The 23,623-nt window shown below is 67.0% G+C and carries 24 protein-coding genes; 15 read left to right on the top strand and 9 right to left on the bottom strand.

The features are described from left to right. Nucleotides 1-5: 5 nt before the first annotated feature. The gene (locus tag CFB40_RS09820; protein WP_089431143.1) at nt 6-458 is read right to left on the bottom strand and encodes a lipocalin-like domain-containing protein; all 453 of its coding nucleotides are present in this window, start codon (nt 456-458) and stop codon (nt 6-8) included. 171 nt (nt 459-629) lie between these two features. Between CFB40_RS09820 and CFB40_RS09815 the strand changes: the two genes are divergently transcribed. The 6 genes from CFB40_RS09815 (at nt 630) to CFB40_RS09790 (ending at nt 7,363) form a co-directional block, all read left to right on the top strand. Further along, entirely contained in the window at nt 630-2,222 is a 1,593-nt protein-coding gene (locus tag CFB40_RS09815) for an ABC-F family ATPase (protein WP_069248073.1), read from the top strand. 244 nt (nt 2,223-2,466) lie between these two features. After that, on the top strand, nt 2,467-3,216 hold the full coding sequence (locus CFB40_RS09810; protein ID WP_089431142.1) for an FkbM family methyltransferase: 750 nt from the start codon (nt 2,467-2,469) through the stop codon (nt 3,214-3,216). Further along, entirely contained in the window at nt 3,217-4,209 is a 993-nt protein-coding gene (locus tag CFB40_RS09805; RefSeq protein WP_089431141.1) for a phosphotransferase enzyme family protein, read from the top strand. Between the two features lie 22 nt (nt 4,210-4,231). After that, nucleotides 4,232-5,089 (top strand): 4Fe-4S cluster-binding domain-containing protein, encoded by an 858-nt coding sequence (locus CFB40_RS09800; protein WP_089425930.1) that lies wholly within the window; start codon nt 4,232-4,234, stop codon nt 5,087-5,089. Beyond that, nucleotides 5,086-6,147 (top strand): asparagine synthase-related protein, encoded by a 1,062-nt coding sequence (locus CFB40_RS09795; RefSeq protein ID WP_089431140.1) that lies wholly within the window; start codon nt 5,086-5,088, stop codon nt 6,145-6,147. Before CFB40_RS09800 ends, CFB40_RS09795 begins: the two co-directional genes overlap by 4 nt. A gap of 7 nt (nt 6,148-6,154) precedes the next feature. Beyond that, nucleotides 6,155-7,363 carry a glycosyltransferase gene (locus tag CFB40_RS09790; RefSeq protein WP_089431431.1) on the top strand — a complete coding sequence of 403 codons (1,209 nt, stop codon included), beginning with the start codon at nt 6,155-6,157 and terminating at the stop codon, nt 7,361-7,363. On the opposite strand, the gene CFB40_RS09785 is transcribed toward CFB40_RS09790, so the two are convergent. Then, entirely contained in the window at nt 7,320-8,009 is a 690-nt protein-coding gene (locus CFB40_RS09785; RefSeq protein WP_089425531.1) for a cephalosporin hydroxylase family protein, read from the bottom strand. The genes CFB40_RS09790 and CFB40_RS09785 overlap by 44 nt on opposite strands. A gap of 25 nt (nt 8,010-8,034) precedes the next feature. Between CFB40_RS09785 and CFB40_RS09780 the strand changes: the two genes are divergently transcribed. Continuing rightward, nucleotides 8,035-9,000, top strand: a complete 966-nt coding sequence (locus CFB40_RS09780; protein WP_089431139.1) for a phosphotransferase — start codon at nt 8,035-8,037, stop codon at nt 8,998-9,000. A gap of 12 nt (nt 9,001-9,012) precedes the next feature. Here CFB40_RS09780 and CFB40_RS09775 read toward each other — a convergent pair whose 3' ends face one another. Further along, nucleotides 9,013-9,588, bottom strand: coding sequence for a polysaccharide deacetylase family protein (locus CFB40_RS09775; RefSeq protein WP_089431138.1), 576 nt, complete (start codon nt 9,586-9,588; stop codon nt 9,013-9,015). An 85-nt stretch (nt 9,589-9,673) separates the two neighbouring features. Beyond that, a complete protein-coding gene (locus CFB40_RS09770) occupies nt 9,674-10,222 on the bottom strand; it encodes a hypothetical protein (protein WP_089425528.1) in 549 nt (182 codons plus the stop codon). A gap of 285 nt (nt 10,223-10,507) precedes the next feature. On the opposite strand from CFB40_RS09770, the gene CFB40_RS09765 reads away from it, so the two are divergent. Further along, nucleotides 10,508-10,987 carry a DUF2501 domain-containing protein gene (locus CFB40_RS09765; protein WP_089425527.1) on the top strand — a complete coding sequence of 160 codons (480 nt, stop codon included), beginning with the start codon at nt 10,508-10,510 and terminating at the stop codon, nt 10,985-10,987. Between the two features lie 131 nt (nt 10,988-11,118). Here CFB40_RS09765 and CFB40_RS09760 read toward each other — a convergent pair whose 3' ends face one another. Further along, nucleotides 11,119-11,484 carry a hypothetical protein gene (locus CFB40_RS09760; protein ID WP_089425526.1) on the bottom strand — a complete coding sequence of 122 codons (366 nt, stop codon included), beginning with the start codon at nt 11,482-11,484 and terminating at the stop codon, nt 11,119-11,121. A 314-nt stretch (nt 11,485-11,798) separates the two neighbouring features. Next, nucleotides 11,799-12,560, bottom strand: a complete 762-nt coding sequence (locus CFB40_RS09755) for a hypothetical protein (protein WP_089425525.1) — start codon at nt 12,558-12,560, stop codon at nt 11,799-11,801. Nucleotides 12,561-12,694: 134 nt separating this feature from the next. Here CFB40_RS09755 and CFB40_RS09750 point away from each other — a divergent pair, with 134 nt between their 5' ends. The 3 genes from CFB40_RS09750 (at nt 12,695) to CFB40_RS09740 (ending at nt 16,151) form a co-directional block, all read left to right on the top strand. Beyond that, nucleotides 12,695-14,131, top strand: coding sequence for an aldehyde dehydrogenase family protein (locus CFB40_RS09750; RefSeq protein ID WP_089425524.1), 1,437 nt, complete (start codon nt 12,695-12,697; stop codon nt 14,129-14,131). Nucleotides 14,132-14,253: 122 nt separating this feature from the next. Further along, a complete protein-coding gene (locus tag CFB40_RS09745) occupies nt 14,254-15,444 on the top strand; it encodes an NAD(P)H-dependent flavin oxidoreductase (protein WP_089425523.1) in 1,191 nt (396 codons plus the stop codon). A gap of 65 nt (nt 15,445-15,509) precedes the next feature. Next, nucleotides 15,510-16,151 (top strand): OmpW/AlkL family protein, encoded by a 642-nt coding sequence (locus CFB40_RS09740; protein ID WP_089431137.1) that lies wholly within the window; start codon nt 15,510-15,512, stop codon nt 16,149-16,151. Nucleotides 16,152-16,232: 81 nt separating this feature from the next. Here CFB40_RS09740 and CFB40_RS09735 read toward each other — a convergent pair whose 3' ends face one another. Further along, entirely contained in the window at nt 16,233-16,436 is a 204-nt protein-coding gene (locus CFB40_RS09735; RefSeq protein WP_010095552.1) for a DUF1289 domain-containing protein, read from the bottom strand. Between the two features lie 420 nt (nt 16,437-16,856). Between CFB40_RS09735 and CFB40_RS09730 the strand changes: the two genes are divergently transcribed. The 4 genes from CFB40_RS09730 (at nt 16,857) to CFB40_RS09715 (ending at nt 20,938) form a co-directional block, all read left to right on the top strand. Beyond that, nucleotides 16,857-17,951 carry a polyamine ABC transporter substrate-binding protein gene (locus CFB40_RS09730; protein WP_089431136.1) on the top strand — a complete coding sequence of 365 codons (1,095 nt, stop codon included), beginning with the start codon at nt 16,857-16,859 and terminating at the stop codon, nt 17,949-17,951. Between the two features lie 85 nt (nt 17,952-18,036). Next, nucleotides 18,037-19,197: an ABC transporter ATP-binding protein gene (locus CFB40_RS09725; protein WP_089425521.1), complete on the top strand. Its 1,161-nt coding sequence runs from the start codon at nt 18,037-18,039 to the stop codon at nt 19,195-19,197. After that, on the top strand, nt 19,194-20,120 hold the full coding sequence (locus CFB40_RS09720) for an ABC transporter permease subunit (protein ID WP_089425520.1): 927 nt from the start codon (nt 19,194-19,196) through the stop codon (nt 20,118-20,120). The genes CFB40_RS09725 and CFB40_RS09720 overlap by 4 nt, the downstream gene beginning before the upstream one ends. Continuing rightward, complete coding sequence (locus tag CFB40_RS09715; protein WP_089431135.1) at nt 20,117-20,938, top strand: ABC transporter permease subunit; 822 nt, start codon at nt 20,117-20,119, stop codon at nt 20,936-20,938. Before CFB40_RS09720 ends, CFB40_RS09715 begins: the two co-directional genes overlap by 4 nt. Nucleotides 20,939-21,106: 168 nt before the next feature. On the opposite strand, the gene CFB40_RS09710 is transcribed toward CFB40_RS09715, so the two are convergent. Both CFB40_RS09710 and CFB40_RS09705 read right to left on the bottom strand, forming a co-directional pair. Further along, a complete protein-coding gene (locus tag CFB40_RS09710; RefSeq protein ID WP_089431134.1) occupies nt 21,107-21,913 on the bottom strand; it encodes a sulfite exporter TauE/SafE family protein in 807 nt (268 codons plus the stop codon). Nucleotides 21,914-21,931: 18 nt separating this feature from the next. Then, a complete protein-coding gene (locus CFB40_RS09705; protein WP_089431133.1) occupies nt 21,932-23,599 on the bottom strand; it encodes a bifunctional protein tyrosine phosphatase family protein/NAD(P)/FAD-dependent oxidoreductase in 1,668 nt (555 codons plus the stop codon). Between the last annotated feature and the right edge of the window lie 24 nt (nt 23,600-23,623).

Below are 23,623 nucleotides of genomic sequence, written 5' to 3'. Positions count from 1 at the left end.
GGGCATCAGCGGCCCGCGCGCACCCAGAGCAGCACGGCATCGACTTCCCGGCCGTCGATCCGTACCGGGGCGGCCGTGCCGAGCTGCAGGCGATCGCCGTCGAGCCTGACGGCGCGCTGCTGGACGTTGCCGATCCAGTTCGGGAACAGGCTGACGTCCATTTCGTGGGTCAGCGTGCCGTCGTCGGCGACTTGAAAGGGGCCGGAATACGCAATGTAGCCGCCGGCGGCCGCCGCGCGCTCGTCGGCGGTGCCGCCCTGCAGGTCGCCGTCCGCGTAGGGCGGCCGGCCGGCGGCCATCAGCTGGGCGGACATGTAGCCGTCCGGCGTGTACAGGATCCAGCCGCGCGCGTCGCGGCCGAGCGGATAGGTGACCGCGCTGCCGTCGCGCGGGCGGATTTCGTAGGACACGAGGCGCCACGCGCCGACGAGTTGTTCGCGAAGCTGGCTGGCAAGCATGCGGGCTTCCGGTAAGGCGGCGGTGGGGCGCGTGCCGTCGTGTTGGCGGGCCGCCGGGCGGCAGGCCGAGGGGGCCGGAAATGCGCTGCCGGAACGGCGTGGTCGGCAGTTTCTCCGACACCTGCTAAAATACACGGTTTTCCGTCGATTTATCCTTTAACGGGACCTGCCGTGCTTTCTACTGCCAACATCACGATGCAATTCGGGCCGAAGCCCTTGTTCGAGAATATCTCGGTCAAATTCGGCGAGGGCAACCGCTATGGTCTGATCGGCGCGAACGGCTGTGGCAAGTCGACGTTCATGAAGATCCTCGGCGGCGACCTCGAGCCGAGCGCCGGCAACGTCGCGCTGGAGCCGAACGTGCGTCTCGGCAAGCTGCGCCAGGACCAGTTCGCGTACGAAGACGTGCGCGTGCTCGACGTCGTGATGATGGGCCACACCGAAATGTGGGCCGCCATGACCGAGCGTGACGCGATCTACGCGAACCCGGAAGCCACCGACGACGACTACATGCACGCCGCCGAGCTCGAAGGCAAGTTCGCCGAATACGGCGGCTACGACGCCGAGGCGCGCGCGGGTGCGCTGCTGCTCGGCATCGGCATCGAGGAGAAATTCCACAACGGCACGATGAGCGACGTCGCGCCGGGCTGGAAGCTGCGCGTGCTGCTCGCGCAGGCGCTGTTCTCGAAGCCGGACGTGCTGCTGCTCGACGAACCGACCAACAACCTCGACATCAACTCGATTCGTTGGCTCGAGCAAACGCTCAACGAGTACAACTCGACGATGATCATCATCTCGCACGATCGTCACTTCCTGAACTCGGTGTGCACGCACATGGCCGACATGGACTTCGGCACGCTGAAGGTCTGGCCGGGCAACTACGACGACTACATGCTCGCGTCGGCACAGGCGCGCGAGCGCCAGGCCGCGGCGAACACGCGTGCGAAGGAGCGTGTCGCGGAACTGCAGGACTTCGTGCGCCGCTTCTCGGCGAACAAGTCGAAGGCCCGTCAGGCGACCAGCCGCGCGAAGCAGATCGACAAGATCAAGATCGAGGAATTCAAGCCGTCGTCGCGCCAGAACCCGTTCATCCGTTTCGAGTTCGAGAAGAAGCTGCACAACGTCGCGGTGGTCGCTGAAGAGATCACGAAGAAGTACGAGCGCACGATCTTCCAGAACTTCAACCTGTCGGTTCAGCCGGGCGAGCGGATCGCGATCATCGGCGAGAACGGCGCGGGCAAGACGACGCTGCTGCGTTCGCTGCTCGGCGCGCTCGAGCTCGAGCACGGCACGGTGAAGTGGTCCGAGAACGCGAACGTCGGCTACATGCCGCAGGACACGTACGAGGAGTTCCCGAACGACATCACGCTGATGGACTGGATCGACCAGTACCGCAAGGACGGCGACGACGAAACGATGGTGCGCGGCACGCTGGGCCGCCTGCTGTTCACGTCGGACGACATCAAGAAGTCGGTGAAGGTGCTGTCGGGCGGCGAGAAGGGCCGCATGATCTGGGGCAAGCTGATGCTCGGCCGCCACAACGTGCTGCTGATGGACGAGCCGACCAACCACATGGACATGGAGTCGATCGAGTCGCTGCAGATCGCGCTCGAGCAGTTCGAAGGCACGCTGATCTTCGTGTCGCACGACCGCGAGTTCGTGAGCGGGCTGGCGAACCGGATCATCGAAGTGCGTACGGATGGCACGCTGTTCGACTTCGGCGGCAATTACGAGGAGTTCCTGACGAGTCAGGGGCAGGAGTAAGTGTCCTGACGCTTCCGTTCATGTGTTGCGGTCCGGCCGTGGTACGAAGCTGGAGCGCATAGCAACGCGAAGCCGCGAGAAGCGCATCGGGCCCGCATCGACAGTATTGTCGATGCGGGCTTTTTCATGTCCGTGCGGGTGAAGCGCGGGGGTGTCGCACATTCCCGTTTCCTCCCCTCAATCGACTTCGGGTAAATTACGCTCCGGATACCACCCTCAATTCCGACCAGGAGCCGCCCCCTCGATGCAGGACCATCCTCTCCCGCTCGATTTATCCGGCCTTGCGCCAAGCCTCTATGCACAGGGCACCGAGGAAGGCATCCTGTCGCGCCTGATGGAGCGAATCGCGCCGACCAACCGCTTCTGCGTCGATATCGGCGCAAGCGACGGCCTGCGCAACAGCAACACCGCGCGGCTGCTGCGCGAACGGGATTGGTCCGGCGTGCTGGTGGAAGGGAGTGCGTACCGCTTCGGCAAGCTGGCCGCCCACTACGCGGTTGTGGACCGCGTTCGCTTGCACCACGATCGCATCCAGCCCGACACGATCGACACGTTGCTCGCCGATGCCAACACGCCAACCGACTTCGACCTGCTGTCGATCGACATCGACGGCAACGACTACTGGGTCTGGCGCGGCTTGCAAGCATTCCAGCCGCGTATCGTCGTCATCGAATACAACCCGTACTACACGCCGCCCGAGCGCTGGGTCATGTGCTTCAACCCGGATCACGAATGGGACGGCTCGACGTATTACGGTGCGAGCCTCGAATCGCTCGTCCATCTCGGCAGGCAGAAGGGCTATGAGCTCGTCTGCTGCGACGACATGGGCAACAACGCGTTCTTCGTGCGGCAGGACCTGTACCCGCTGCTCGGCATCGCGAACAACGCGCCTTCGGTGCTGTTCCGCCCGGCGATGTACAAGGTGCGCTACGTCGGGCACAACACGTTCCTGAGCGGCCATCCGTATCGATACGGGCCGGCCGAGCACATCTGAATGGACTCGCTCGCCGCGACCTTCGACGAGATCCGCGATGCCTATGCGCTGGGCCGCAGCGGGCCGCCGCGCCAGGTCGGCGAACGCGTGTGGCACCTGCCGACCGATGACGGCGGCGTAGCGGTCAAGCTCTACGCGTCCGAACATCATGCGCGTGCGGCCAAGGAGGCCGCCGTGCTCGCTCACCTGGAAACGCATCGCGATCCCCGATTCCATGCGCAGATGCTGAAACGCACGACGTCCGGCGAGCCGCTGTGGACGGGACAAGGCTCGCACGCGATGCTGACGCGCTGGGAAGCCGGGCAGTTCAGAACCTACGACACGTTTTCGCCGGCCGAATGGGATGCGCTCGGCGCGAGCCTGGCCGCGTTGCATCTGAGTCTCGAGCAGCTTCACTTGCCGCAGCTCGACACGATCCGCGCACGCCTGACCGCGATCGACGCGGACGCAGTGCGCCGCAGCCTGCATGATGCACTCGATCGCGCACGCGCGAACCACGCCGCCGACAACCTGCGCCGCTACGTCGATCTCGCGCTGCGCCTGCTCGACCGCTACTATCCGGGCAGCATCGACGCGTTTCCCGCCGACGATCCGCAGCACCCGATCCACAACGACTACAACCAGTTCAACTATCTGTTCACGGGCACGCTGCCGCCGCTCATTCTCGACTGGGAAGCGTCGATCGGCGCACCGCGTGAATACGAACTGGTGCGTTGCCTGAACCATCTGCCGCTGGAGGCGCCGCATCTGGCGGAAGCGTTCGTGCTGGCCTATCGGCGGACCCGGCCGGTCGATCCCGCGCGCATTGCCTGGGCGGTCGATGCCGCGTGTCTGCAGCACGCGCTCAAGCTCTGGATCGTGCAAGGCTGGCTCGACGATCCGTCGCGCTTTGCATCGCATCTGAACGGCGCGGTGACGATGGCCGCCGCGATGGTGGATGCGCGCGACCGTCTGGTCGATTTCTTTTCCCGTTGTGTGGAAGCAGGACGCTGAAGTGAATGCCAATCTGAACCGGATGTCGAAGCCGACGCCGCCCACCGAGCGGCAGCATGTGTTTCCGCCGCCGCTCGATCGCGATTACCGCGTCGAAGACGGGCGCGTGCTGACGCGCTCGCTCGAAGCGCACATCGTCGATCACTGCAACCTGACCTGCGCGGAATGCTGCTCGCTGTCGCCGTTGCTGCCCGAGTGGTATGCAAGCCCCGCGTCGATCGAAGCCGATCTGCGCCGCGCCGCGAAGGTGCTGCGCCCGCGCATGTTCAAGCTGGTCGGCGGCGAGCCGCTGCTGCATCCGGCGCTCGTCGAACTCGTCCAGCGCGTGCGCGCCACGGGCATCGCGCCCGTGGTCTCCGTCACGACGAACGGCCTGAAGCTCGGCGAGATGACCGATGCGTTCTGGCAGGCGGTGGATGCGCTGACGATCTCGCGCTATCCGAAGCCGTCGCTGTCGCCCGACCTGGTCGCGCACATCGAGCGCCAGGCCGCGCGCTTCGACGTGCGCCTGAACTGGAAAGTGCAGGACGTGTTCACGACGATGAACCGTGCGCAGCCCGGCACCGATCGTGACGCAGCGCAGCGCCTTTATCACGATTGCTGGATCCGCGAGCGCTGCCATATGATTCGCGACGGCATGTTCTACACCTGCACGCGTCCGGCGCATTTCCATACGCTCTACCAGGGTGAGAAGGATTTTCAGTCCGACGGCCTGCCGCTGTGCGACGACGCTGGCATGCTCGACGCGATGCTTGCCTATCTGCAACGCGAGGCGCCGCTCGAAGCGTGCCTGCATTGCCAGGGCGGCAGCGCGCCGGTGGCGCCGCATCGCATCCTCAAACGCATTGAAGTGGACGCCTTGAAGGCGCGTTATCCATGATCGTCGGCACGCGCGACCTGTTCGGCTTCGACCGGCTTCACTACCATCCGCGCAGCGGTGCGGCGGCGTCCGGCATCCGGGCCGTCCTGCACGCGTCGGGGCAAGCGGCAGGCGAGCCGGACGCGGCGGCCATCGCCGGTTACCTGAGCGGCGAGCGGCTGGTCGGCCGCACCGTGTTGCGCGACGTGCGCGCGGTGCCGCCCGGCCATGCGCTGATCCGTTCGCCGCAAGGGCTGACCGTGCAGCCGGCACCCGGGCAGCCGCAGCACGCCGATCTGGAAACCGTGCTGCGCGCGTCGCTGCAGCGCGCGCTCGACAGCGGCAAGCGCGTCGCGCTGGCGCTGAGCGGCGGGCTCGATTCGGCGTTGCTGCTTGCGTTGCTGCGCGAACTCGGCGCGCAGCGGCACGTGACGTCCTATGTCCTCGTGACCGACATGCCGGACTATTGCGAGCGCGATGCCGCACTCGAACTGGCCGCGCAGATGCAGGCGAACGTGAAGATCGTGCGCGCGAACGAGGCCGATTTCGTCGCGGCGCTGCCGAGAACGACGCATGCGGTCGAGGAGCCGATGTTCAACCTGCATCCGGTCGCGAAGCTGCTGCTCGCCGAGGCGATGGCCGCGGACGGCGTCGAGGTGGCCATCACCGGCGACGGCGCGGATCAGGTGCTGCGACGCGATCAGTCGGCCAACTATCTGCCGCTGTGCCATGCATTGTTCGATGCGGCGTCGGTCGATCTGCATCCGCCGTTCGTCGACGCTGCCGTCGTCGCGCATCTGACGAGCATCGCGCCCGACCCGGACAAGCAGTGCCTGCGCGATCTCGGTGCGCGCCTGAACCTGCCGGACCGTCTCGTGCACGGCCCGAAGCGCGGGCGGCTCGCCCCGGCAATGGATCTCGCGGCGCTGCTCGATCGCGACCGCACGCACGCGCTGGCCGACACGCTCGGCCTGGCCGCGCCCACGCTGCAGGCGGATACCGAACGCGTGCTGTGGACGACGCTGTCGCTGATCCTCGATCATTTCGACCACCTCGATGCCGCGCATCGCCCAACCTGAATCGTTCATGAAACGCATCCTGTTCTGCGTGGTGCCCGAAAAGGGGCACGTCAATCCGTGTATCGGCCCGGCCCAGCATCTGCGCACCGCCGGGTGCGACGTCGCGTTCTATGCGCCGGCCGACATCAGTGCGCAGCTCGACGGCGCCGGCGGCTTCGAATTCGTCGGGCCGCGCGAGACGCCCGAGCGCCATGACCTGTCACGCGGCGCGAGCTTCGCCGCGAACATTCGCGACGCGGCCTGGCTGCGGCACTGGATCCGCACGCTGCTGATCGATCTCGCGCCCGCGCAGGTGGACGGCATTCGCGCGGTGCTGCGTGACTGGCGGCCCGACGTGGTCGTGATCGATCCGCTGCTCTATGCGGCGGCAATTGCCGCCGAACTGGAAGGGCTGCCGTGGGTCTCGATGTCGAATTCGCTGAATCCGGTGCTGCCGGACGATCTCGATTCGGAACTGCTGCGCACGGTGCGATGGCTCACGCCGGAACGCACGCGGCTGTTCGCGCGCTACGGGCTCGACGCGCGTTTTCGCGGATGCGACATCCTCTCTCCGCACCTGACGCTCGCGTTCACGACCGACGCGCTGGTCGGTGCGCCGCCGCCGGGTGTCGAGCTGGTCGGCCCGGCAATGCCGTCCGGCCCGCGCGGCGACGAGACGCCGTTCCCGTGGGAACGCCTCGATGCGGATCGTCCATTGGTCTACATGTCGCTCGGCAGCCAGCTTTACTACCATCCCGACGTGTTTGCGAAGGTCATCGAGGCGACGCGCGCGACGTCGGCGCAACTGGTGCTGTCGGTGGGCGAGCTGGTCGATTCGGATCTGTTGCCGGCCGACGACGAGCGCGTGGTCGCCGTGCGTTACGTGCCGCAACTGGCACTGCTGCAGCGCACGCACGCGTTCGTCAGTCACGGCGGCGCGAATTCGGTGATGGAGTCGCTTGCGAGCGGCGTGCCGATGCTGCTGTCGCCGTTCTGCAATGACCAGTTCCATTCGGCGCACTTCGTCGAGCGGGCCCGCGCGGGGTGCGTGCTGGATCTGCAGCAGGCCGGCGTGGCGGACATCGCTGCTGCGCTCGATCGCTTGTTGCGGCCCGGGACGCTGCGCGAGCAGGCGGCGCGAATCCGCGCGAGCTACACGTCGCGCGACGGTTCTGCCGAGGCGGCGCGCCTGATCAGCGCACTCGCTTCAGGAAGCCGCCGGGCGACAGCGTCATGAGGACGCGGTCCTCGATGTCGTAGTCGACCTCGAAGCGCTTGTCGCGAGCGAGGAATTCATGCGCGGCGGTGGCCGGGTTGTTGCCTTTGCCGTACGGCTTGCCGTCGAACATTGACGCGGGCAGGTACTCCATGATGGTGTCCATCACGATCGCGTAACTGCCGGGCGTCACGAGCGGCGCATAGCATTCGAGTTCGCGCAGCACGTGCGCGTGGGTGTGCGTGAGATCGAGGATCGCCATCACGCGTGCGCCGTCATCGATCTGCGCACGCACCGAGGCGAGCGTGTCGGCCGCGCATGATTCGCCTTCGATCAGCGTCATCCGGTGGGCGAGCCGGTGCGATTGCAGGCGCTGCCTGACCTCGTCGCGCAGGCGCGGCTCGATCGCGACGACGCGGCCGCTGTCGCCGGCGAGTTCCAGCATCGACGCGGAGAATACGACGCCGCCGCCCGCCGCGATCCCGGTCTGCACGATGCAGTCGGGACGCTCGCGCCAGATCAGCTCCTGGAGCGCGAGCATGTCGCCGGGCAGGTGGAAGAAGCGCTCGCCGAGCCAGCGCGTCTGGAACAGATGGTCGAATTCGGCAGCGCGCGTCAGCCATTCGATATTGATGTCCCGCATGCGGGCCGAGGGACGCTCTGACATGGTCAATGCAACGAGTAGGAGTGACGTGAAAACGCTGGAACCGTGGCTTCACCGGTACTGGAACATCGGGCCGGCGCACCTGCAGGCGCTGGCGTCGGGCCATACTAACAAAACGTATCTCGTCGAGTGCGATGCGGGGCGCGCGGTGCTGCGCGCGTCGTGGTCCGGCAAGGCGGTCGAGCAGGTGCATCGCGAGGCGGCGATGCTCGGCCATCTCGGCCGCTCGCGTGCGGCCGAGATGCTGCCTGCATTGCCGAAGCTGCGGCCGACCGTTGAAGCACAGTCCGGCGTGCAACTGCCCGACGGAAGCTGGCTGCATCTGTTCGAGCATATCGACGGCCGCCCCGGCCTGCCGAGCGATGCGGAGGCGGGCGCGATCGATGCGATGCGTGCGCTTGCGCATCTGCATGCGGCGATGGCGGCGATACCCGTGACCGAATCGGCGCCGCTCGCCTGGCTGTCTGCGCGCCACGCACGTGTCGCGGCGCGCGCTGCGCCGTCGTTGCCGGGTGACTTGAGCGGCCACTACGAGACGATGATTCACTGGATCGGCGCACATCTCGATGCTGCTGCCCGCTGGCTGACGGGGGCGGTGCACTGGCTGCACGGCGACTATCACGCGGGCAACCTGCTGTATGTGGGGCACGCGGTGAACGGCGTGCTCGATTTCGACGATGTCGGGCAGGGCGCGCAGTGGCTCGAAGCGGCTTTTGCGTTGTTCGCGCTGTCGCGCGATGCAGGCAGGGACGACCGCTTCGTATTCGATGCGCAGCGCTGGGATGCTGGCCTGCAAGCCTATGCCGCGACGCGGCCCGATGACGTGCCGGACTGGATGCATGATCGACGCGATGCGCTGATGGCCCTGTTCTGCGCGGACCAGACGCTGATCCATCTCGAAGCCGCACAACGCGGCCTGTGGACACTGGGGCCGGGCATCGGCTTTCTCGGCGGCTGGAGGCAGTTGCTCGGTGGTGCGGCGCCGGTACGCTAACCGGCTGCTTTATCAGCGCGGCCGATTCAGGAACAGGCGTACCGCTTCGACCGTATGGGGCCGCGCCTCGCCATGCCGCGATCCGTCGTGCATGCAGAACAGCACGTCATGTTGCCGTGCCGCGGTGGCGTCGACGTGCGCGCACATCGCGTCGAACAGCGCCTGCGGCGACGGCGCCGGCCGGTGCCAGTCGTCCAGTATCGCGGTCCAGCCCGTGTGTTCGCGCTGCAGCCGCGCCAGCACGCCGGCGCGGCTGTCCTCCGGCATCAGGCCGTAAGGCAGGCGCAATGGAATCGTGTCCGGAACCGGAACGCCGGCTCGACGATAGGCTTCGCGAATCAGCGCGTCGGTCGTCTCGATCTCGTCGATCAGTGCATCGTTCGCCAGCGCGCCCGGCCTCGCGTGCGAATGCGTGTGATTGCCGAGCAGGTGGCCTTCGCTCGCCATTCTTGCCGCGACGTCGAGTGCGCCTGCGAGATTCCGGCCGAGCAGGAAGAAGGTCGCGTGGCAGGACGCGGCGTGCAGAACATCGAGCAAGAAGGGTGTCGAGGGGCCGGGCCCGTCGTCGAAACTGAGGCGAATGGACATCGCGGATGGGTGCGCCGTTCAAGGTGTACCGGAGCAACGATAGCGCAAGTCGCGGCGAGCGGCGGCATGCGCATCCATCGGTCGGCTACTGAAGCGGCTCGATCGCCAGCGGACAGGTGCCGATCCGACGCAACTGCGTGCCGGTCCACGCGTAGAAGAACCGGGCGGCCTTCGCGCTGTTGTCGTCGCATTCGTCGTTGAAGCAGCCCGCGACGATCAGCAGCCTGCTGCCGGGACGGAAATCGACGCGCTCCTCGTCGTTGCCCATCACGCCTGCGATGGCCTGCACGCCGGGCATCGTGTACGTCGCGCCCGTGTACTTGTCGACGATCGCGAAATTCCGGCAATCCGTTCCGCAACCCCAGACCGCGACCCGGTAGTGGCCGGCAAAATTGGCCGGTTGCGTGAATTCGTCGCGAATGACGGTGCGGTAGCGGCGGGTTTCCCTGGTGGTCAGGCGGGGTGCCGCGGCCGGCTTGCGCGGCGCGCTCGCAGCGAGTGCCGGATAGCGGTCGAACGAAGGCGACGGGCATGCGGCGGCGGCCGTCGCCGTCGCCGCGCGGGCGGTGCCGGAACCCCAAAGCAGCGCGGCCGATGCGCCGGCGATCAGCAGCAGTCGATGGGCAAGCATCACGCGAGCATCCTTCAGGTTCGGGATGGGGATCGGGCCGGAGGGTCCGAACGGCCGGCGACGACGATTCTATGACGCTTCACGCGCGCCGGCGACCTGGCGCCGTGATCGCGAGCCTGCGCCAAACCGACGTTCCGCACACGGCACGCCGTCAAGCTTTGTCAAATCGCGGCGATATCACGATGCCTGACGTTTCAGGCCGCCTTCGAAGGCTGTCAGGCACGGGTCGATTGCGTATCCTTGGATTCGATTCGCGGTACTCATGTCATCACAACCGGGAGGCTTCATATGAATGCACGTCTATACCGCGCGACCGTTGCCGGCGCGCTGATCGGATTGCTCGCGCCGTTTTCGGTGGCGCATGCGCAGTTGGGCGATGTCCTGAAGCAGGTCGGCGGCGGTGGCGATGCAGGCGGCAGCGCGGGCGGTGCGCTCGGCAATCTCGGCGGCCTCGGCGGTGCATTGACGGGCGGGGGCGGTGCGTCGCTGATGCCGGGCAGCACCGGGAACGTCGCCGGCCTGCTGCAGTTCTGCATCCAGAACAACTATCTCGGCGGGGCGTCCGGCGGTGCATCGTCGGTGAAGGACGCGCTGATGGGCAAGCTCGGCGGCAACGCATCGTCCGACAGCGGCTATACCAGCGGCGCGAGCGGGGTCCTCGATGCCGGCAACGGCAGCAAGCTCGACCTGAGCGGCGGCGGCCTGAAGCAGCAGGTGACCAAGCAGATCTGCGACAAGGTGCTGACGCAGGCGAAGTCGCTGCTGTAAGTGTCGCGGTGCTTGGCGGCGCAGGGGGCGGTGCGATGCGTACCGCTTCCGCAGGCCATTCCGGCCGCCCCGCGCACATCATCGATGAGAAGACGGGCGGCCGCGCGCTGTCGCGGCCCGCACGCATGGACTCAATCGGCCAGCCGCTTGTCGGCGAGCGCCTTGCAGCAGTCTTCGTAGACCCATTGCACGAGTTTCGCCCGATAGTCGAGATCGTCGGTATCGACGATTTCCTCGACCGCGTCGCGCGCCCATGACGCATCGACGAACCCGGCATGCCGCTTTGCGATGTCCTGCGCGAGCGCCGCGAGCTTGGCAACGGCCAGCCAGTCGGCCTGACGACGATGGCGGTCGAGCCAGCGATGCGCGGCCTGGACCTGGAACGTGGCGTCCGGCCACGATTCGTTGAGGTAAAACGCGCCGAGATTGCCGCAGGTGAGCCAGCAAAGCAGTTCCAGGCGGTCTTGCGAGCCGAGGATATGGGGTGCGTCGGACATGGCAGCGCTCACGAAATACGTCGATTCCGGGCGGCGCCGGTTGCATTGGGCCGGTGCCGATAATAAAAACATAGCACGATGCGGGCCCGACCGCGCACCCGGGCGGATGCTGACATGGCGGTGGTGAAACGGACGCCGCGCCGGCGAGGATCGCCGACGGCGAAGTGAGGGGGCAGCGGGAACGGAAAGTGCGCAAGCGCGTGAGGCGCGGCGCGGGATGAGGCGGCCGGGGAACGGCCGTCGGCACCGTGAAGCGGGCCCGTTGCCGGGCCCGCCGCAGCCCGGCCCGCGAGCCCGGCTGCCGGTGAGTGAACTCAGGTCGTCGTGTGCGTGGCGCGCGCGATCGAGCGGATGCTGCGCTCGACGCGGATCAGGATGATCAGCACCGCGAGCGACACGAACGAATACAGCGCGACGAGCGCGGCGACGCCCGCGTAGCGCGCGGTCTGGCCGTTCTCGGCAGCGGTTTCTTCCGCGGCCTTCTTTTCGTCGTCGATCGCGGTGCGGCGTGCGTCGTAGCGCTCGGAGAAGTCGCGCATGACCGTCGACACGACGTCGGTGTACGCCTGCTCGCGCGCATATTCGTCGCCGTGACCGGTGACCTTCTTCTTGACGCTGGCCGCGACGTCCGGGCGCGACAGCACCTTGTCGAGATACGCGATCTGCTGCTCGTAGTACGCGACGTCCGGATGGTCGTCGTCGCCGAGCACGCGCTGGAACGACGGCTCGTATGCGTCGCGATCGACCGCGTAGTCCGGCGACAGGGCCGCGCGGCCGTGCTTCTGCACGATGCCCGACAGTTGCGTCGACAGGCGCAGCGCGGGCGACGCATCGTCGTCCTTGGCTGCGGCGCCGCCGGCGGCCGGCGTGGCCTTGACGGGCGCATCGTTCTCCCACGCGAACGATGCGGGATCGACCTGGATGGCCGAATCGACCTTCGGCGGTTTCGACAGGCGCGCATCGAGTGCGACCGCGCCGAATATGACCCCGCCGATCAGGACTGCGGTCGCGAACAACAGCACGATCACGCGCAATACCTGAAGATAGCCGCCCTCGATTTTGGTCAGGATGCTCAAGGCATTCTCCTTTCTTATGATGAATGAGGCGCCGAGGCTAAAGACCTTTCGAATGGCTGTCAATCGTCATGGCGGGTCACACCGGCGGACCGAAACGCTCGCTAGAATGGCGGCTTTCCTGGAGGCGGAAAGCGATGAAAATCTACGACCAGTTCTATATCGACGGCGCGTGGCGCAAACCGGCCGGCACCGGCACGATCGACGTGATCGACTCGGGCACCGAGGCCGTGATCGGCCGGATTCCGGAAGGTGTCGCGTCCGACGCGCAGGACGCGATCCGCGCGGCGCGCGCAGCCTTCGACGCGTGGGCGGCCACGCCGCCCGCGACGCGCGCGGGCTACCTGCGCAAGATCGTCGAGCATCTGCAGGCGCGCAGCGAGGAACTCGCGCAGTCGATCACCGGCGAAGTCGGGATGCCGATCAAGCTGTCGCGCGCGATCCAGGTCGGCGGCCCGATCTACAACTGGAAGGCGTATGCGAAGCTCGCCGAGTCGTTCGAATTCGAGGCACAGGTCGGCAACTCGCTCGTCGTGCGCGAGCCGGTCGGCGTCGTCGCGGCGATCACGCCGTGGAACTATCCGCTCAACCAGATCACGCTGAAAGTTGCGCCGGCGCTCGCGGCCGGCTGCACGGTCGTCCTGAAGCCGTCCGAAGTCGCGCCGCTCAATGCGTTCATGCTCGCCGAAGCGATTCACGCAGCCGGGCTGCCGGCCGGCGTGTTCAACCTCGTGTGCGGCTATGGCCCGGTCGTCGGTGAAGTGCTGGCCACCGATCCGGACGTCGACATGGTGTCGTTCACGGGCTCGACGCGCGCCGGCAAGCGCGTGGCCGAGCTGGCGGCCGCGGGCGTCAAGCGCGTCGCGCTCGAGCTGGGCGGCAAGTCGGCGTCGGTGATCCTCGACGATGCCGATTTCGCGACGGCGGTGAAGGGCACGGTCAACGCGTGCTACCTGAACGCGGGGCAGACCTGCTCGGCGCACACGCGCATGCTGGTGCCGGAAGCGCGCTACGACGAAGCGCGTGAGATCGCGAAGGCGGCGGCCGAAACCTACGTCGCCGGCGATCCGCGGCAGGATGCGACGCGCCTCGGCGCGCTGGCATCGGCCGTGCAGCAGCAGCGCGTGCAGGACTACATCCAGCGCGGGATCGACGAAGGCGCCGAACTCGTGACGGGAGGCACGGGCCTGCCGGAAGGGCTGGATAAAGGCTTCTTCGTGAAGCCGACCGTGTTCGGCCGCGTCGATCCGAAATCGACGATCGCGCAGGAAGAAATCTTCGGGCCGGTGCTGTCGATCATCACGTATCGCGATGAAGACGAGGCCGTGCGCATCGCGAACGATTCGCCGTACGGGCTCGGCGGCGCGGTATGGGCCGGCAGCGATGAACGCGCGATGGGCATCGCGCGCCGCATCCGCACCGGGCAGGTCGACATCAACGGCGGCGCATGGAACATGGCCGCGCCGTTCGGCGGCTACAAGCAGTCGGGACACGGCCGCGAGAACGGCGTGTACGGGCTCGAAGAATATCTCGAGTACAAGTCGATGCAGTTGAAGCCCGCGAAGCCGGCCTGAGCGTTTCTCACGACATGACATGAAAACGGCACGCTCGCGTGCCGTTTTTTATTGACGGTCGTCAAGGTGCGCGTCGGTGGATCGTCGATCATCGCGGTTCCGATGTTCCGACGAGGTTTCAGATGACCGTACGCACTTCCTTTCCGCCGCTGACGATTCGCGGCCGCACCTTGTTGCCCGTCGTGCAGGGCGGCATGGGCGTCGGCATCTCCGCGCACCGGCTGGCGGGCAGCGTCGCGCGAGAAGGCGCGGTCGGCACGATCGCGAGCATCGACCTGCGCCACCATCATGCGGACCTGCTCGCGCGTTGTCGCGCGCAACCCGATCGCGCGACGCTCGAGGCCGCGAACCTCGAGGCGCTCGCACGCGAGATCCGCCTCGCGAAGACCTACAGCGAAGGGCGCGGGATGATCGCGGTCAACGTGATGAAGGCCGTGAGCGCGCATGCCGACTACGTGCGGGTCGCGTGCGACGAGGGGGCGGACGCGATCGTGATGGGCGCGGGCCTGCCACTCGATCTGCCCGATCTCACGCAAGGGCACGACATCGCGCTGATTCCGATCCTGTCGGATAGCCGCGGGATCGCGCTCGTGCTGAAGAAATGGATGAAGAAGGGGCGCCTGCCCGACGCGATCGTGATCGAGCATCCGGCGCATGCGGGCGGCCATCTCGGCGTCACGCAGATCGACGACATGCACGACCCTCGCTTCGATTTCGCGCGCGTGCTCGACGAGACCGCCCAGGTGATGGCGTCGCTCGGCCTCGCGCGCGAAACGATCCCGCTGATCGTTGCGGGCGGGATCAACAGCCACGACACGGTGCGCGCGGCGTTCGACGCCGGCGCGAACGGCGTGCAGGTGGGGACGCCGTTCGCGGTGACGGAAGAGGGCGACGCGCATCCGCACTTCAAGCGCGTGCTGGCCGACGCGACGCCCGAGGACATCGTCGACTTCGTCAGCGTGACCGGGTTGCCCGCGCGCGCGGTGAAGACGCCGTGGCTCGATCGTTACCTGCGCAACGAGACGCGCATCCGCACCAAGCTCGGTGCGCTGAAACAGCGTTGCCCGACCGCGCTCGAATGCCTGAGCGTATGCGGCTTGCGCGACGGCATCGAGAAGTTCGGCCATTTCTGCATCGATACGCGGCTCGCGGCCGCGCTGCGCGGCGACGTGGCGAACGGGCTGTTCTTCCGCGGCCGCGAAGCGTTGCCGTTCGGCCGTGCGATCCGCAGCGTGCGCGATTTGCTCGACCTGCTGCTGACGGGCTGTGCGACGGAGCCTGCGGCAAACCGCCCCACGTTTACGCTGGCTTGACGAATATCAAGATAAAGAAAAGACCCTACAGGGAGAATGGAAACCATTCTTTGGGGGTCCGTACCATGCATAAAACGATTCGAACTTGTGTCACCGCTGCGGCCGTTGCTGCCGCTTTCGCCGCGATGCCTTCGCTGTCGCACGCAGCCTCGCCGGGCGACGGCATCAACCAGGGCGACGTCCTGGTCCGGCTGCGCGCGATCAGCATCCAGCCGAACGAACGCGCGAGCGACACGCTGGGTGCGCTCAACGTCGGGGTGAACAACGCGATCGTGCCCGAGCTCGACTTCACGTACATGATCCGCGACTACCTCGGCGTCGAGCTGATCCTGGGCACGTCGCGGCACCAGCTGACGTCGAGCGTCGGCAATCTCGGCGGCGTGGGCGTGCTGCCGCCGACGCTGCTGCTGCAGTACCACTTCAATCATGCCGGCAAGGTGCGTCCGTACGTCGGCGCGGGCGTGAACTACACGTACTTCTACAACAACGGGCTCAACGTCGGCGGGCAGGGCGTGTCGATCAACAAGAGCAGCTTCGGCCCCGCGCTGCAGTTCGGCGTGGACGTGCAGGTGACGAAGAAGATTTTCATGAACGTCGACGTGAAGAAGATCTGGATGAGCACCGATGCGACGCTGGGCGACAAGGGCATCGGCACGCTGCACATCGATCCGCTGATCGTCGGCGTGGGCGTCGGGATGAAGTTCTAGACGCGAAGGGAAAAGAACAGAGTTGGGGTTGGCGGCATGTCGGTCGGCATGCCGCTTTTTTTATGCGCGGCGGCGGTGGATTTACAGCTTGTCGTACTGGAAGCGCATCGCGGTGCCTTCGCGCGAGATGCGCTCCCACACCGCGCGCTTTTCGTCGTCGCTCAGGAACACCCAGTTCGACACTTCGGCAGCCGTGCGGCCGCAGCCCTTGCAGACTTCGTCGAAGAGGGTCGAGCACACGCCGATGCAGGGGCTGTCGGGCAGGTCGTGGAGATTGGAGGCCATCGGAAGGGTTCACGCAGTTGAATCGTCAGCCGCCATTTTAATGCATCGCGGCCGGACGGTCGGGCGGGGGCGGCCGGCATGCCGTACCGGTGCAGCGGCGTGACAGTGCGGCGGGTTCGGGCACAGCGCGCCAGGCGGTTCGCGTCCGGCCGGCGGACGCGGGTGCGCCGCCGCCCGTTTTTCCAGGTGGACAGCCGCCGATTACCCGATAGAATTCCCCGGGAACGCCCCGCCGCACGGGCGGCCAGCCTGGCCGGCGGCGGTAATCTGTTCCGTTTGCGCGACACCGGCATGATTTTTTTGTGACGGGGCGCGAATGATGGTAGTTTTCGGGGTTTTCGAGGGGCGGCGCGCCAGAATGCGCCGTCATGACGAGGCAGACGGCAGCCGGACACACGGTCCGGCCGTAGGGAGAACGGGATGAAAGCAAAGGTAGTGGGCCGGTTCGCAGCGCTCGCGCTGTGCGTGGGTGCATCGGCGGCAGCGGCGAAGGATACGCAGCTCAATGTCTATAACTGGTCGGACTACATTGCGAAGGACACGATCCCGAACTTCGAGAAGCAGACGGGCGTCAAGGTCCGCTACGACAACTACGACAGCGACGACACGCTGCAGGCGAAGCTGCTGACGGGCAGCTCGGGCTACGACATCGTCGTGCCGACCAGCAACTACGCGGGCAAGCAGATCGCCGCCGGCATCTTCGCGCCGCTCGACAAGTCGAAGCTGCCGAACCTCAAGTACCTCGATCCGCAACTGATGGCGCTCGTCGCCGGCGCGGACCCGGGCAACAAGTACTCGGTGCCCTGGGCGTACGGCACGACCGGTCTCGCGTACAACCTGACGAAGGCGCAGCAGGCGCTCGGCAAGGTGCCGCTCGACAACTGGGACATCCTGTTCAAGCCGGAAAACATCTCGAAGCTGAAGACCTGCGGCGTGTCGGTGCTCGACGCGCCCGACCAGATGTTCGCGGCGACGCTGCACTACATCGGCAAGGATCCGATGAGCACGAACCCGGCCGACTACAAGGCCGCGATGGAAGTGCTGAAGAAGATCCGCCCGTACATCACGCAATTCAACTCGTCGGGCTACATCAACGACCTGGTCGGCGGCGACATCTGCTTCGCGTTCGGCTGGTCGGGTGACGTCGTGATCGCGAAGCATCGCGCGATCGAGGCGAAGAAGCCGTACAAGGTCGAGTACTACATTCCGAAGGGCGGCGCGCCGGTGTGGTTCGACGTGATGGCGATCCCGAAGGATGCGAAGAACAAGGATGCCGCGCTGCAGTGGATCAACTACATCGAGGATCCGAAGGTGCACGCGGCGATCACGAACGCGGTGTACTACCCGAGCGCCAACGCAGAGGCCCGCAAGTACGTGCGGCCCGACGTCGCGAACGACCCGGCCGTCTATCCGCCGGCCGACGTCGTGAAGACGCTGTTCCTGCTCAAGCCGCTGCCGCCTGAAATCCAGCGTCTGCAGACGCGTCTGTGGACCGAGCTGAAGTCGGGCCGCTGACACGCGCCGATGTTCCCGGCAGTCATGAAGCCCCTGGTACCCCCGGGGGCTTTGTTCGTTCAACGCAGGAGAGAAGCAGCACATCATGAATAGCCAGTCGGGTGCGCCGGTCGCGGGCGCGCCGTCCTCCGTTTCCTCCTCCGGCGCCGATGCGCGCGCCGAGACCTTTGTCCAGATCGTCGACGTCGTCAAGAAATTCGGCGACACCGAAGCCGTGCGCAGCGTCAACCTGACCGTGCGCCAGGGCGAGCTGTTCGCGCTGCTCGGCAGCTCGGGCTGCGGCAAGTCGACGTTGCTGCGGATGCTCGCGGGCCTCGAGACGGTCACGTCGGGCAAGATCCTGATCGACGGCGAGGACCTCGCGCAGATGCCGCCGTACAAGCGGCCCGTGAACATGATGTTCCAGTCGTATGCGCTGTTCCCGCACATGTCGGTCGAGTCGAACGTCGCGTTCGGTCTCAAGCAGGAAGGCACGCCGAAGGCCGAGCTGAAGGAGCGCGTCGCCTCGGCGCTCGAACTCGTGCAGATGAGCAAGTACGCGAAGCGCAAGCCGCATCAGCTGTCCGGCGGCCAGCAGCAGCGCGTCGCGCTCGCGCGCTCGCTGGTCAAGCGGCCGAAGCTGCTGCTGCTCGACGAGCCGATGTCCGCGCTCGACAAGCAGATCCGCCAGCGCACGCAGATCGAGCTCGTCAACATCCTGAACAAGGTCGGCGTCACCTGCATCATGGTCACGCACGACCAGGAAGAGGCGATGACGATGGCCAATCGCCTCGCGGTGATGAGCGAAGGGCAGATCGTGCAGATCGGCTCGCCGAACGAGGTGTACGAATATCCGAACAGCCGCTTCTCGGCCGAATTCATCGGCTCGACGAACCTGTTCGACGGCGTGACCGTCGAGGACGAACCCGACCACGTGTATATCGAATCGCCGGAGCTGCCGAGCCGGCTGTACGTGAGCCACGGGATCTCGGGCCCGCTCGGGATGCCGGTCACCGTGTCGGTGCGCCCCGAACGGATCGCGCTCACGCGCAAGCCGCCCGAAGGCGCGTTCAACTGGGCGCGCGGCCGGATCAGCAACGTCGCCTACATGGGCGGCTACTCGCTGTATCACGTGAAGCTCGACGGCGGCAAGACGGTGATCGCGAACGTGTCGAGCCTCGCGATTTCGGAGCTCGAGACGCCGGCACTCGGCGACGAGATCTACGTGCGCTGGAGCGCGACGGCCGGCGTGGTGCTGACGTCATGACCGCGTTCAAGTCCCTGCTCGAGTGGCCGGTGCGGCGCTTCAACCTGACGGGCGCCACGGCGGTCGTGGCGGGCCCGTTCACGTGGCTCGTGCTGTTCTTCCTCGTGCCGTTCGTGCTGGTCGTCAAGATCAGTTTCGCGGAGCTGCAGCTCGGCATCCCGCCGTACACGGAGCTCGCGTCGTACGCGGACGGCGTCGTGCACGTCGCGCTGAACCTGTCGCACTACGCGTTCCTGTTCACGGACAGCCTGTATTTCGCGACCTACGTGAACTCGGTGTGGGTGGCCGCGATCACGACGCTGCTGTGTCTGCTGATCGGCTATCCGATGGCGTACTACATCGCGCGCTCGAACCCGGCGACCCGCAACCTGCTGATGATGGGCGTGATGCTGCCGTTCTGGACGTCGTTCCTGATCCGCGTGTATGCGTGGATCGGCATCCTGAAGAACAACGGGCTGCTGAACAACTTCCTGATGTGGATCGGGCTCACGCATACGCCGATCGAGCTGTATCGCACCAACTACGCGGTGTACATCGGGATGGTCTATTCGTACCTGCCGTTCCTCGTGATGCCGCTCTACGCCCACCTCGTGAAGATGGACCTGCGCCTGCTCGAAGCCGCGTACGACCTCGGCGCCAAGCCGTGGAAGGCATTCGTGCAGATCACGCTGCCGCTGTCGAAGAACGGGATCATCGCGGGCTGCCTGCTCGTGTTCATCCCGGCGGTCGGCGAGTACGTGATTCCCGAACTGCTCGGCGGCGCGAACACGCTGATGATCGGCCGCGTGATGTGGAATGAGTTCTTCAACAACGCAGACTGGCCGATGGCGTCGGCGGTGACCTGCGCGATGGTGCTGCTGCTGCTCGTGCCGATGGCGATGTTCCAGCACTTCCAGGCGAAGGAGCAGGGAGGCCGCCGATGAAGCCGAATCGTTACCTGCAGTTCGCGGCGCTGTTTGCCGGCTTCGCGTTCCTGTACATCCCGATCATCAGCCTGATCGTCTATTCGTTCAACGAGTCGAAGCTCGTCACCGTGTGGTCGGGCTTCTCGTTCCGCTGGTACGCGGCGCTCGTCGAGGACGACGAGTTGCTGACGGCCGCGTGGCTGTCGCTGAAGATCGGCGTGCTGACCGCGTTCGCGTCGGTGTTCATCGGCACGTGGGCCGGCTTCGTGCTCGCGCGGATGGGGCGCTTTCGCGGTTTCGCGCTGTTCAGCGGGATGATCAACGCGCCGCTCGTGATTCCCGAGGTGATCCAGGGGATCTCGCTGCTGCTGCTGTTCATCGAGCTGGCGAAGTGGATCGGCTGGCCGGCCGAGCGCGGCGTGTTCACGATCTGGCTCGGCCACGTGATGCTGTGCATCTCGTACGTCGCGATCATCGTGCAGTCGCGCGTGCGCGAGCTGAACCCGTCGCTGGAAGAAGCCGCGCTCGATCTCGGTGCGACGCCGCTGAAGGTGTTCTTCACGATCACGCTGCCGCTGATTTCGCAGGCGCTGATCGCGGGCTGGCTGCTGTCGTTCACGCTGTCGATCGACGACCTCGTGCTGTCGGCGTTCCTGTCGGGCCCCGGCTCGACGACGCTGCCGCTCGTGGTGTTCTCGCGTGTGCGGCTGGGCCTGAACCCGGAGATGAACGCGCTCGCGACGCTGTTCATCGTCGCGGTGACGGCCGGCGTCGTGATCGCGAACTTCGTGATGCTGCGCCAGGAACGCAAGCGGATGGCGGGGTTCGCGGCCTGACGTTCGGGTTGCGATCGCTGCTGTAAAAAAACGCCCGGTGCCGACGACGAGTCGGGCCGGGCGTTTTGTTTGGGTGGCGCTGCGTATGGATCGGTGCCGGTCAGTACGAGATGAACGGCATCGTAGACGGGACGCGGGTTCGATTCCCGCGCCCGGTCGCGCGCCGGCTTACACGCCGAACGCCGCCTTCGCCAGCAGCCCGAGCGCGACGCATACGAGCACGGCCGCGAACCCGGCCTGCACGTGCCGCGCGGCGAGGTGGCGCGACGCGCCACGACCGGCGGCCATGCCGAGCGCGGTCGCGACGGTGAACCACAGCGTCACGTCGAGCGGTGCGCGCGTGCCCGACACGAGCGTGGCGAACACGCCGCCGGTGCCGACGAGCGCGATCACCATCAGCGACGTCGCGACGACCCCGTGCATCGACACGTTCGTGAACTTGCGCAGCATCGGCACGATCACGAAGCCGCCGCCGACACCGAGCAGCCCCGTCATCAGGCCCGTCATCGCGCCGGTCGACGCCAGCGCGACGCCGACCGGCCAGGACCACACGAGCCGGCCCGTATCGGGATTCACGCGGCCGACGCACAGCGGCGACGCGTCGGCGTCGGCCGGCGCGTGCCGCAGCGCCTGCCGCAACAGGCGGCCGGCGACGACCAGCATCGTCAGTGCGAACAGCGCGAGCAGCAGGCGTTGCGGCAGCACGTGCGCGAGCCGTACGCCGAGCGTGGTCAGCGGCACGCCGGCCGCGGCCATCAGCAGCGCCGCGCGATAGCGCACGAGCCCGCGGCGGAACCCTTCGAGCGCGCCGAGCGCGGCGCTACCCGCCACCGCGACGAGCGCGACGGGCGTGGCCTGCTGCATCGGCCAGCTCATGCCGACGACGAGCGCCGGCACCGCGAGGATGCCGCCGCCGGCGCCGGTCAGGCCGAGCACGGCACCGACGAAACCGCCCAGGACGAGGGAAATCAGCATGGCGTCAGCGCACTCCGGTCAACGTGCGATCGCGGGCTTCGCGAGCCATTCGCGGCCCTTGAGCATCGCCTTCCAGTAGAGCGGCGGCAGCACGCGCTCCTTGAGCAGCCACGCGAGCCGCGACGGGCGCTTGCCGTCGATCAGCCACGCGGGGAAGGTCGGCGCGACCTTGCCGCCGTACAGGAATTCGGCGAGCACGATCTTGCCGCGCTCGACGGTGAGCGGGCACGAGCCGTAGCCGTCGTAAGCGGCGTCGCCCTGCGCGCGGCCGAGCGACGCGAGCAGGTTGTGCGCGACGACGGGCGCCTGCTTGCGGGCGGCCGCGGCCGTTTTCGCATTGGTCGTGTTGGTCGCGTCGCCGAGCGCGTAGATGTCCGGGAACTGCCGGTGCCGCAGCGTCGCCGGATCGACGTCGATCCAGCCGGCCGCGTCGGCGAGCGGGCTCGAACGCACGAAGTCGGGCGCCTTCTGCGGCGGCACGACATGGATCATGTCGAACGAACGCACGACGGTTTCCTTGCCGCCGTCCGGCAGCGCGCGCGCGAACGTCGCACGGCGTGCGGGCCCGTCGATCGACACGAGGTTGTGGCCGAACGACAGCGCGATGTCGTAGCTTTTCACGTACTCCATCAGCGCGGGCACGTAGTCGGGGACGCCGAACAGTGCGCCGCCCGCATTCAGGAACTCGACGTTCGCGGCTTCCAGGCGGCCGGAACGCCGCCAGTGGTCGCACGACAGGTACATCGCCTTCTGCGGCGCGCCCGCGCACTTGATCGGCATCGGCGGCTGCGTGAAGAGGGCGTTGCCGCCGCGGAACGCGCGCACCAGCTCCCACGTGTACGGCGCGAGATCGTAGCGGTAGTTGGACGTGACGCCGTTGCGGCCGAGCGTGTCGGCGAGGCCGTCGATCGCGTGCCAGTCGAGCTTGAGCCCCGGGCACACGACGAGCTTGCGATACCCGATGCGGCGGCAACCGTCGAGCACGACCGTCTGCGCGTCGGGCTCGAAGCCGGCGACGGCGGCCTGGATCCGGTGCACGCCGCGCGGCAGCACGTCGGTCATCCGGCGCGCGGTGGTCTCGGGCCGGAACACGCCCGCACCGACCATCGTCCAGCCCGGCTGGTAGTAGTGGACGTCGGCCGGGTCGATCACCGCGATATCGAGCGACGCATCGCGCGCGAGCAGGCTCGATGCAACCGCGATGCCGGCCGCGCCCGCGCCGACGATCACGATGTCGTGCCGCGCGTCGACGGCCGGTGCCGCCTGCTTGCCGCCTTGCACGACCCGCGACGCGAGCGCGCGCAGGTCGTAGCCGGCCGCAGCGGCCGTCGCGACGATGTCGTTCAGCGGGCGCAGGCCGGCTTGCGACAGCGCCCACAGCGTGGCCGAACGCGTGCCGCTGCGGCAGTACGCGAGCACCGGGCCTTCAAGCGACGCGACGAGCGCGCCGAATTGTGCGGCCTGGTCGTCGGTCACCTTGCCCGTATCGACCGGCAGGTAATGCACGTCGATGCCGAGCGGCGCGGCGGCCGTGCGGATCTCGGTGACGGTCGGCTGGTCGGGGCCTTCGCCGTCGGGGCGGTTGCAGATGATCGCGCGGATGCCGGCCGCGTGAAGCGCGGGCAGGTCGGCCGCCGCGATCTGCGGCGAGACCGACAGCGCGTCGGTCAGCTTGCGGATGGTCATGTCGGGGGTCTCCGGATGGGGGGC

Origin of the sequence: Burkholderia sp. AU31652 (assembly GCF_002223155.1) — a bacterium.
Classification (GTDB): Bacteria; Pseudomonadota; Gammaproteobacteria; order Burkholderiales; family Burkholderiaceae; genus Burkholderia.
The sequence above is the reverse complement of the archived record's forward strand: the minus strand, read 5'-3'. Positions and strand labels throughout refer to the sequence as shown.

Bases quoted from the DNA above. Each gene is read 5' to 3' on its own strand.
- CFB40_RS09820 (WP_089431143.1), bottom strand. From the start codon at position 458: ATGCTTGCCAGCCAGCTTCGCGAACAACTCGTCGGCGCGTGGCGCCTC.
- CFB40_RS09810 (WP_089431142.1), top strand. From the start codon at position 2,467: ATGCAGGACCATCCTCTCCCGCTCGATTTATCCGGCCTTGCGCCAAGC.
- CFB40_RS09805 (WP_089431141.1), top strand. From the start codon at position 3,217: ATGGACTCGCTCGCCGCGACCTTCGACGAGATCCGCGATGCCTATGCG.
- CFB40_RS09800 (WP_089425930.1), top strand. From the start codon at position 4,232: ATGTCGAAGCCGACGCCGCCCACCGAGCGGCAGCATGTGTTTCCGCCG.
- CFB40_RS09795 (WP_089431140.1), top strand. From the start codon at position 5,086: ATGATCGTCGGCACGCGCGACCTGTTCGGCTTCGACCGGCTTCACTAC.
- CFB40_RS09790 (WP_089431431.1), top strand. From the start codon at position 6,155: ATGAAACGCATCCTGTTCTGCGTGGTGCCCGAAAAGGGGCACGTCAAT.
- CFB40_RS09785 (WP_089425531.1), bottom strand. From the start codon at position 8,009: ATGTCAGAGCGTCCCTCGGCCCGCATGCGGGACATCAATATCGAATGG.
- CFB40_RS09775 (WP_089431138.1), bottom strand. From the start codon at position 9,588: ATGTCCATTCGCCTCAGTTTCGACGACGGGCCCGGCCCCTCGACACCC.
- CFB40_RS09765 (WP_089425527.1), top strand. From the start codon at position 10,508: ATGAATGCACGTCTATACCGCGCGACCGTTGCCGGCGCGCTGATCGGA.
- CFB40_RS09760 (WP_089425526.1), bottom strand. From the start codon at position 11,484: ATGTCCGACGCACCCCATATCCTCGGCTCGCAAGACCGCCTGGAACTG.
- CFB40_RS09750 (WP_089425524.1), top strand. From the start codon at position 12,695: ATGAAAATCTACGACCAGTTCTATATCGACGGCGCGTGGCGCAAACCG.
- CFB40_RS09745 (WP_089425523.1), top strand. From the start codon at position 14,254: ATGACCGTACGCACTTCCTTTCCGCCGCTGACGATTCGCGGCCGCACC.
- CFB40_RS09740 (WP_089431137.1), top strand. From the start codon at position 15,510: ATGCATAAAACGATTCGAACTTGTGTCACCGCTGCGGCCGTTGCTGCC.
- CFB40_RS09735 (WP_010095552.1), bottom strand. From the start codon at position 16,436: ATGGCCTCCAATCTCCACGACCTGCCCGACAGCCCCTGCATCGGCGTG.
- CFB40_RS09730 (WP_089431136.1), top strand. From the start codon at position 16,857: ATGAAAGCAAAGGTAGTGGGCCGGTTCGCAGCGCTCGCGCTGTGCGTG.
- CFB40_RS09725 (WP_089425521.1), top strand. From the start codon at position 18,037: ATGAATAGCCAGTCGGGTGCGCCGGTCGCGGGCGCGCCGTCCTCCGTT.
- CFB40_RS09720 (WP_089425520.1), top strand. From the start codon at position 19,194: ATGACCGCGTTCAAGTCCCTGCTCGAGTGGCCGGTGCGGCGCTTCAAC.
- CFB40_RS09715 (WP_089431135.1), top strand. From the start codon at position 20,117: ATGAAGCCGAATCGTTACCTGCAGTTCGCGGCGCTGTTTGCCGGCTTC.
- CFB40_RS09710 (WP_089431134.1), bottom strand. From the start codon at position 21,913: ATGCTGATTTCCCTCGTCCTGGGCGGTTTCGTCGGTGCCGTGCTCGGC.
- CFB40_RS09705 (WP_089431133.1), bottom strand. From the start codon at position 23,599: ATGACCATCCGCAAGCTGACCGACGCGCTGTCGGTCTCGCCGCAGATC.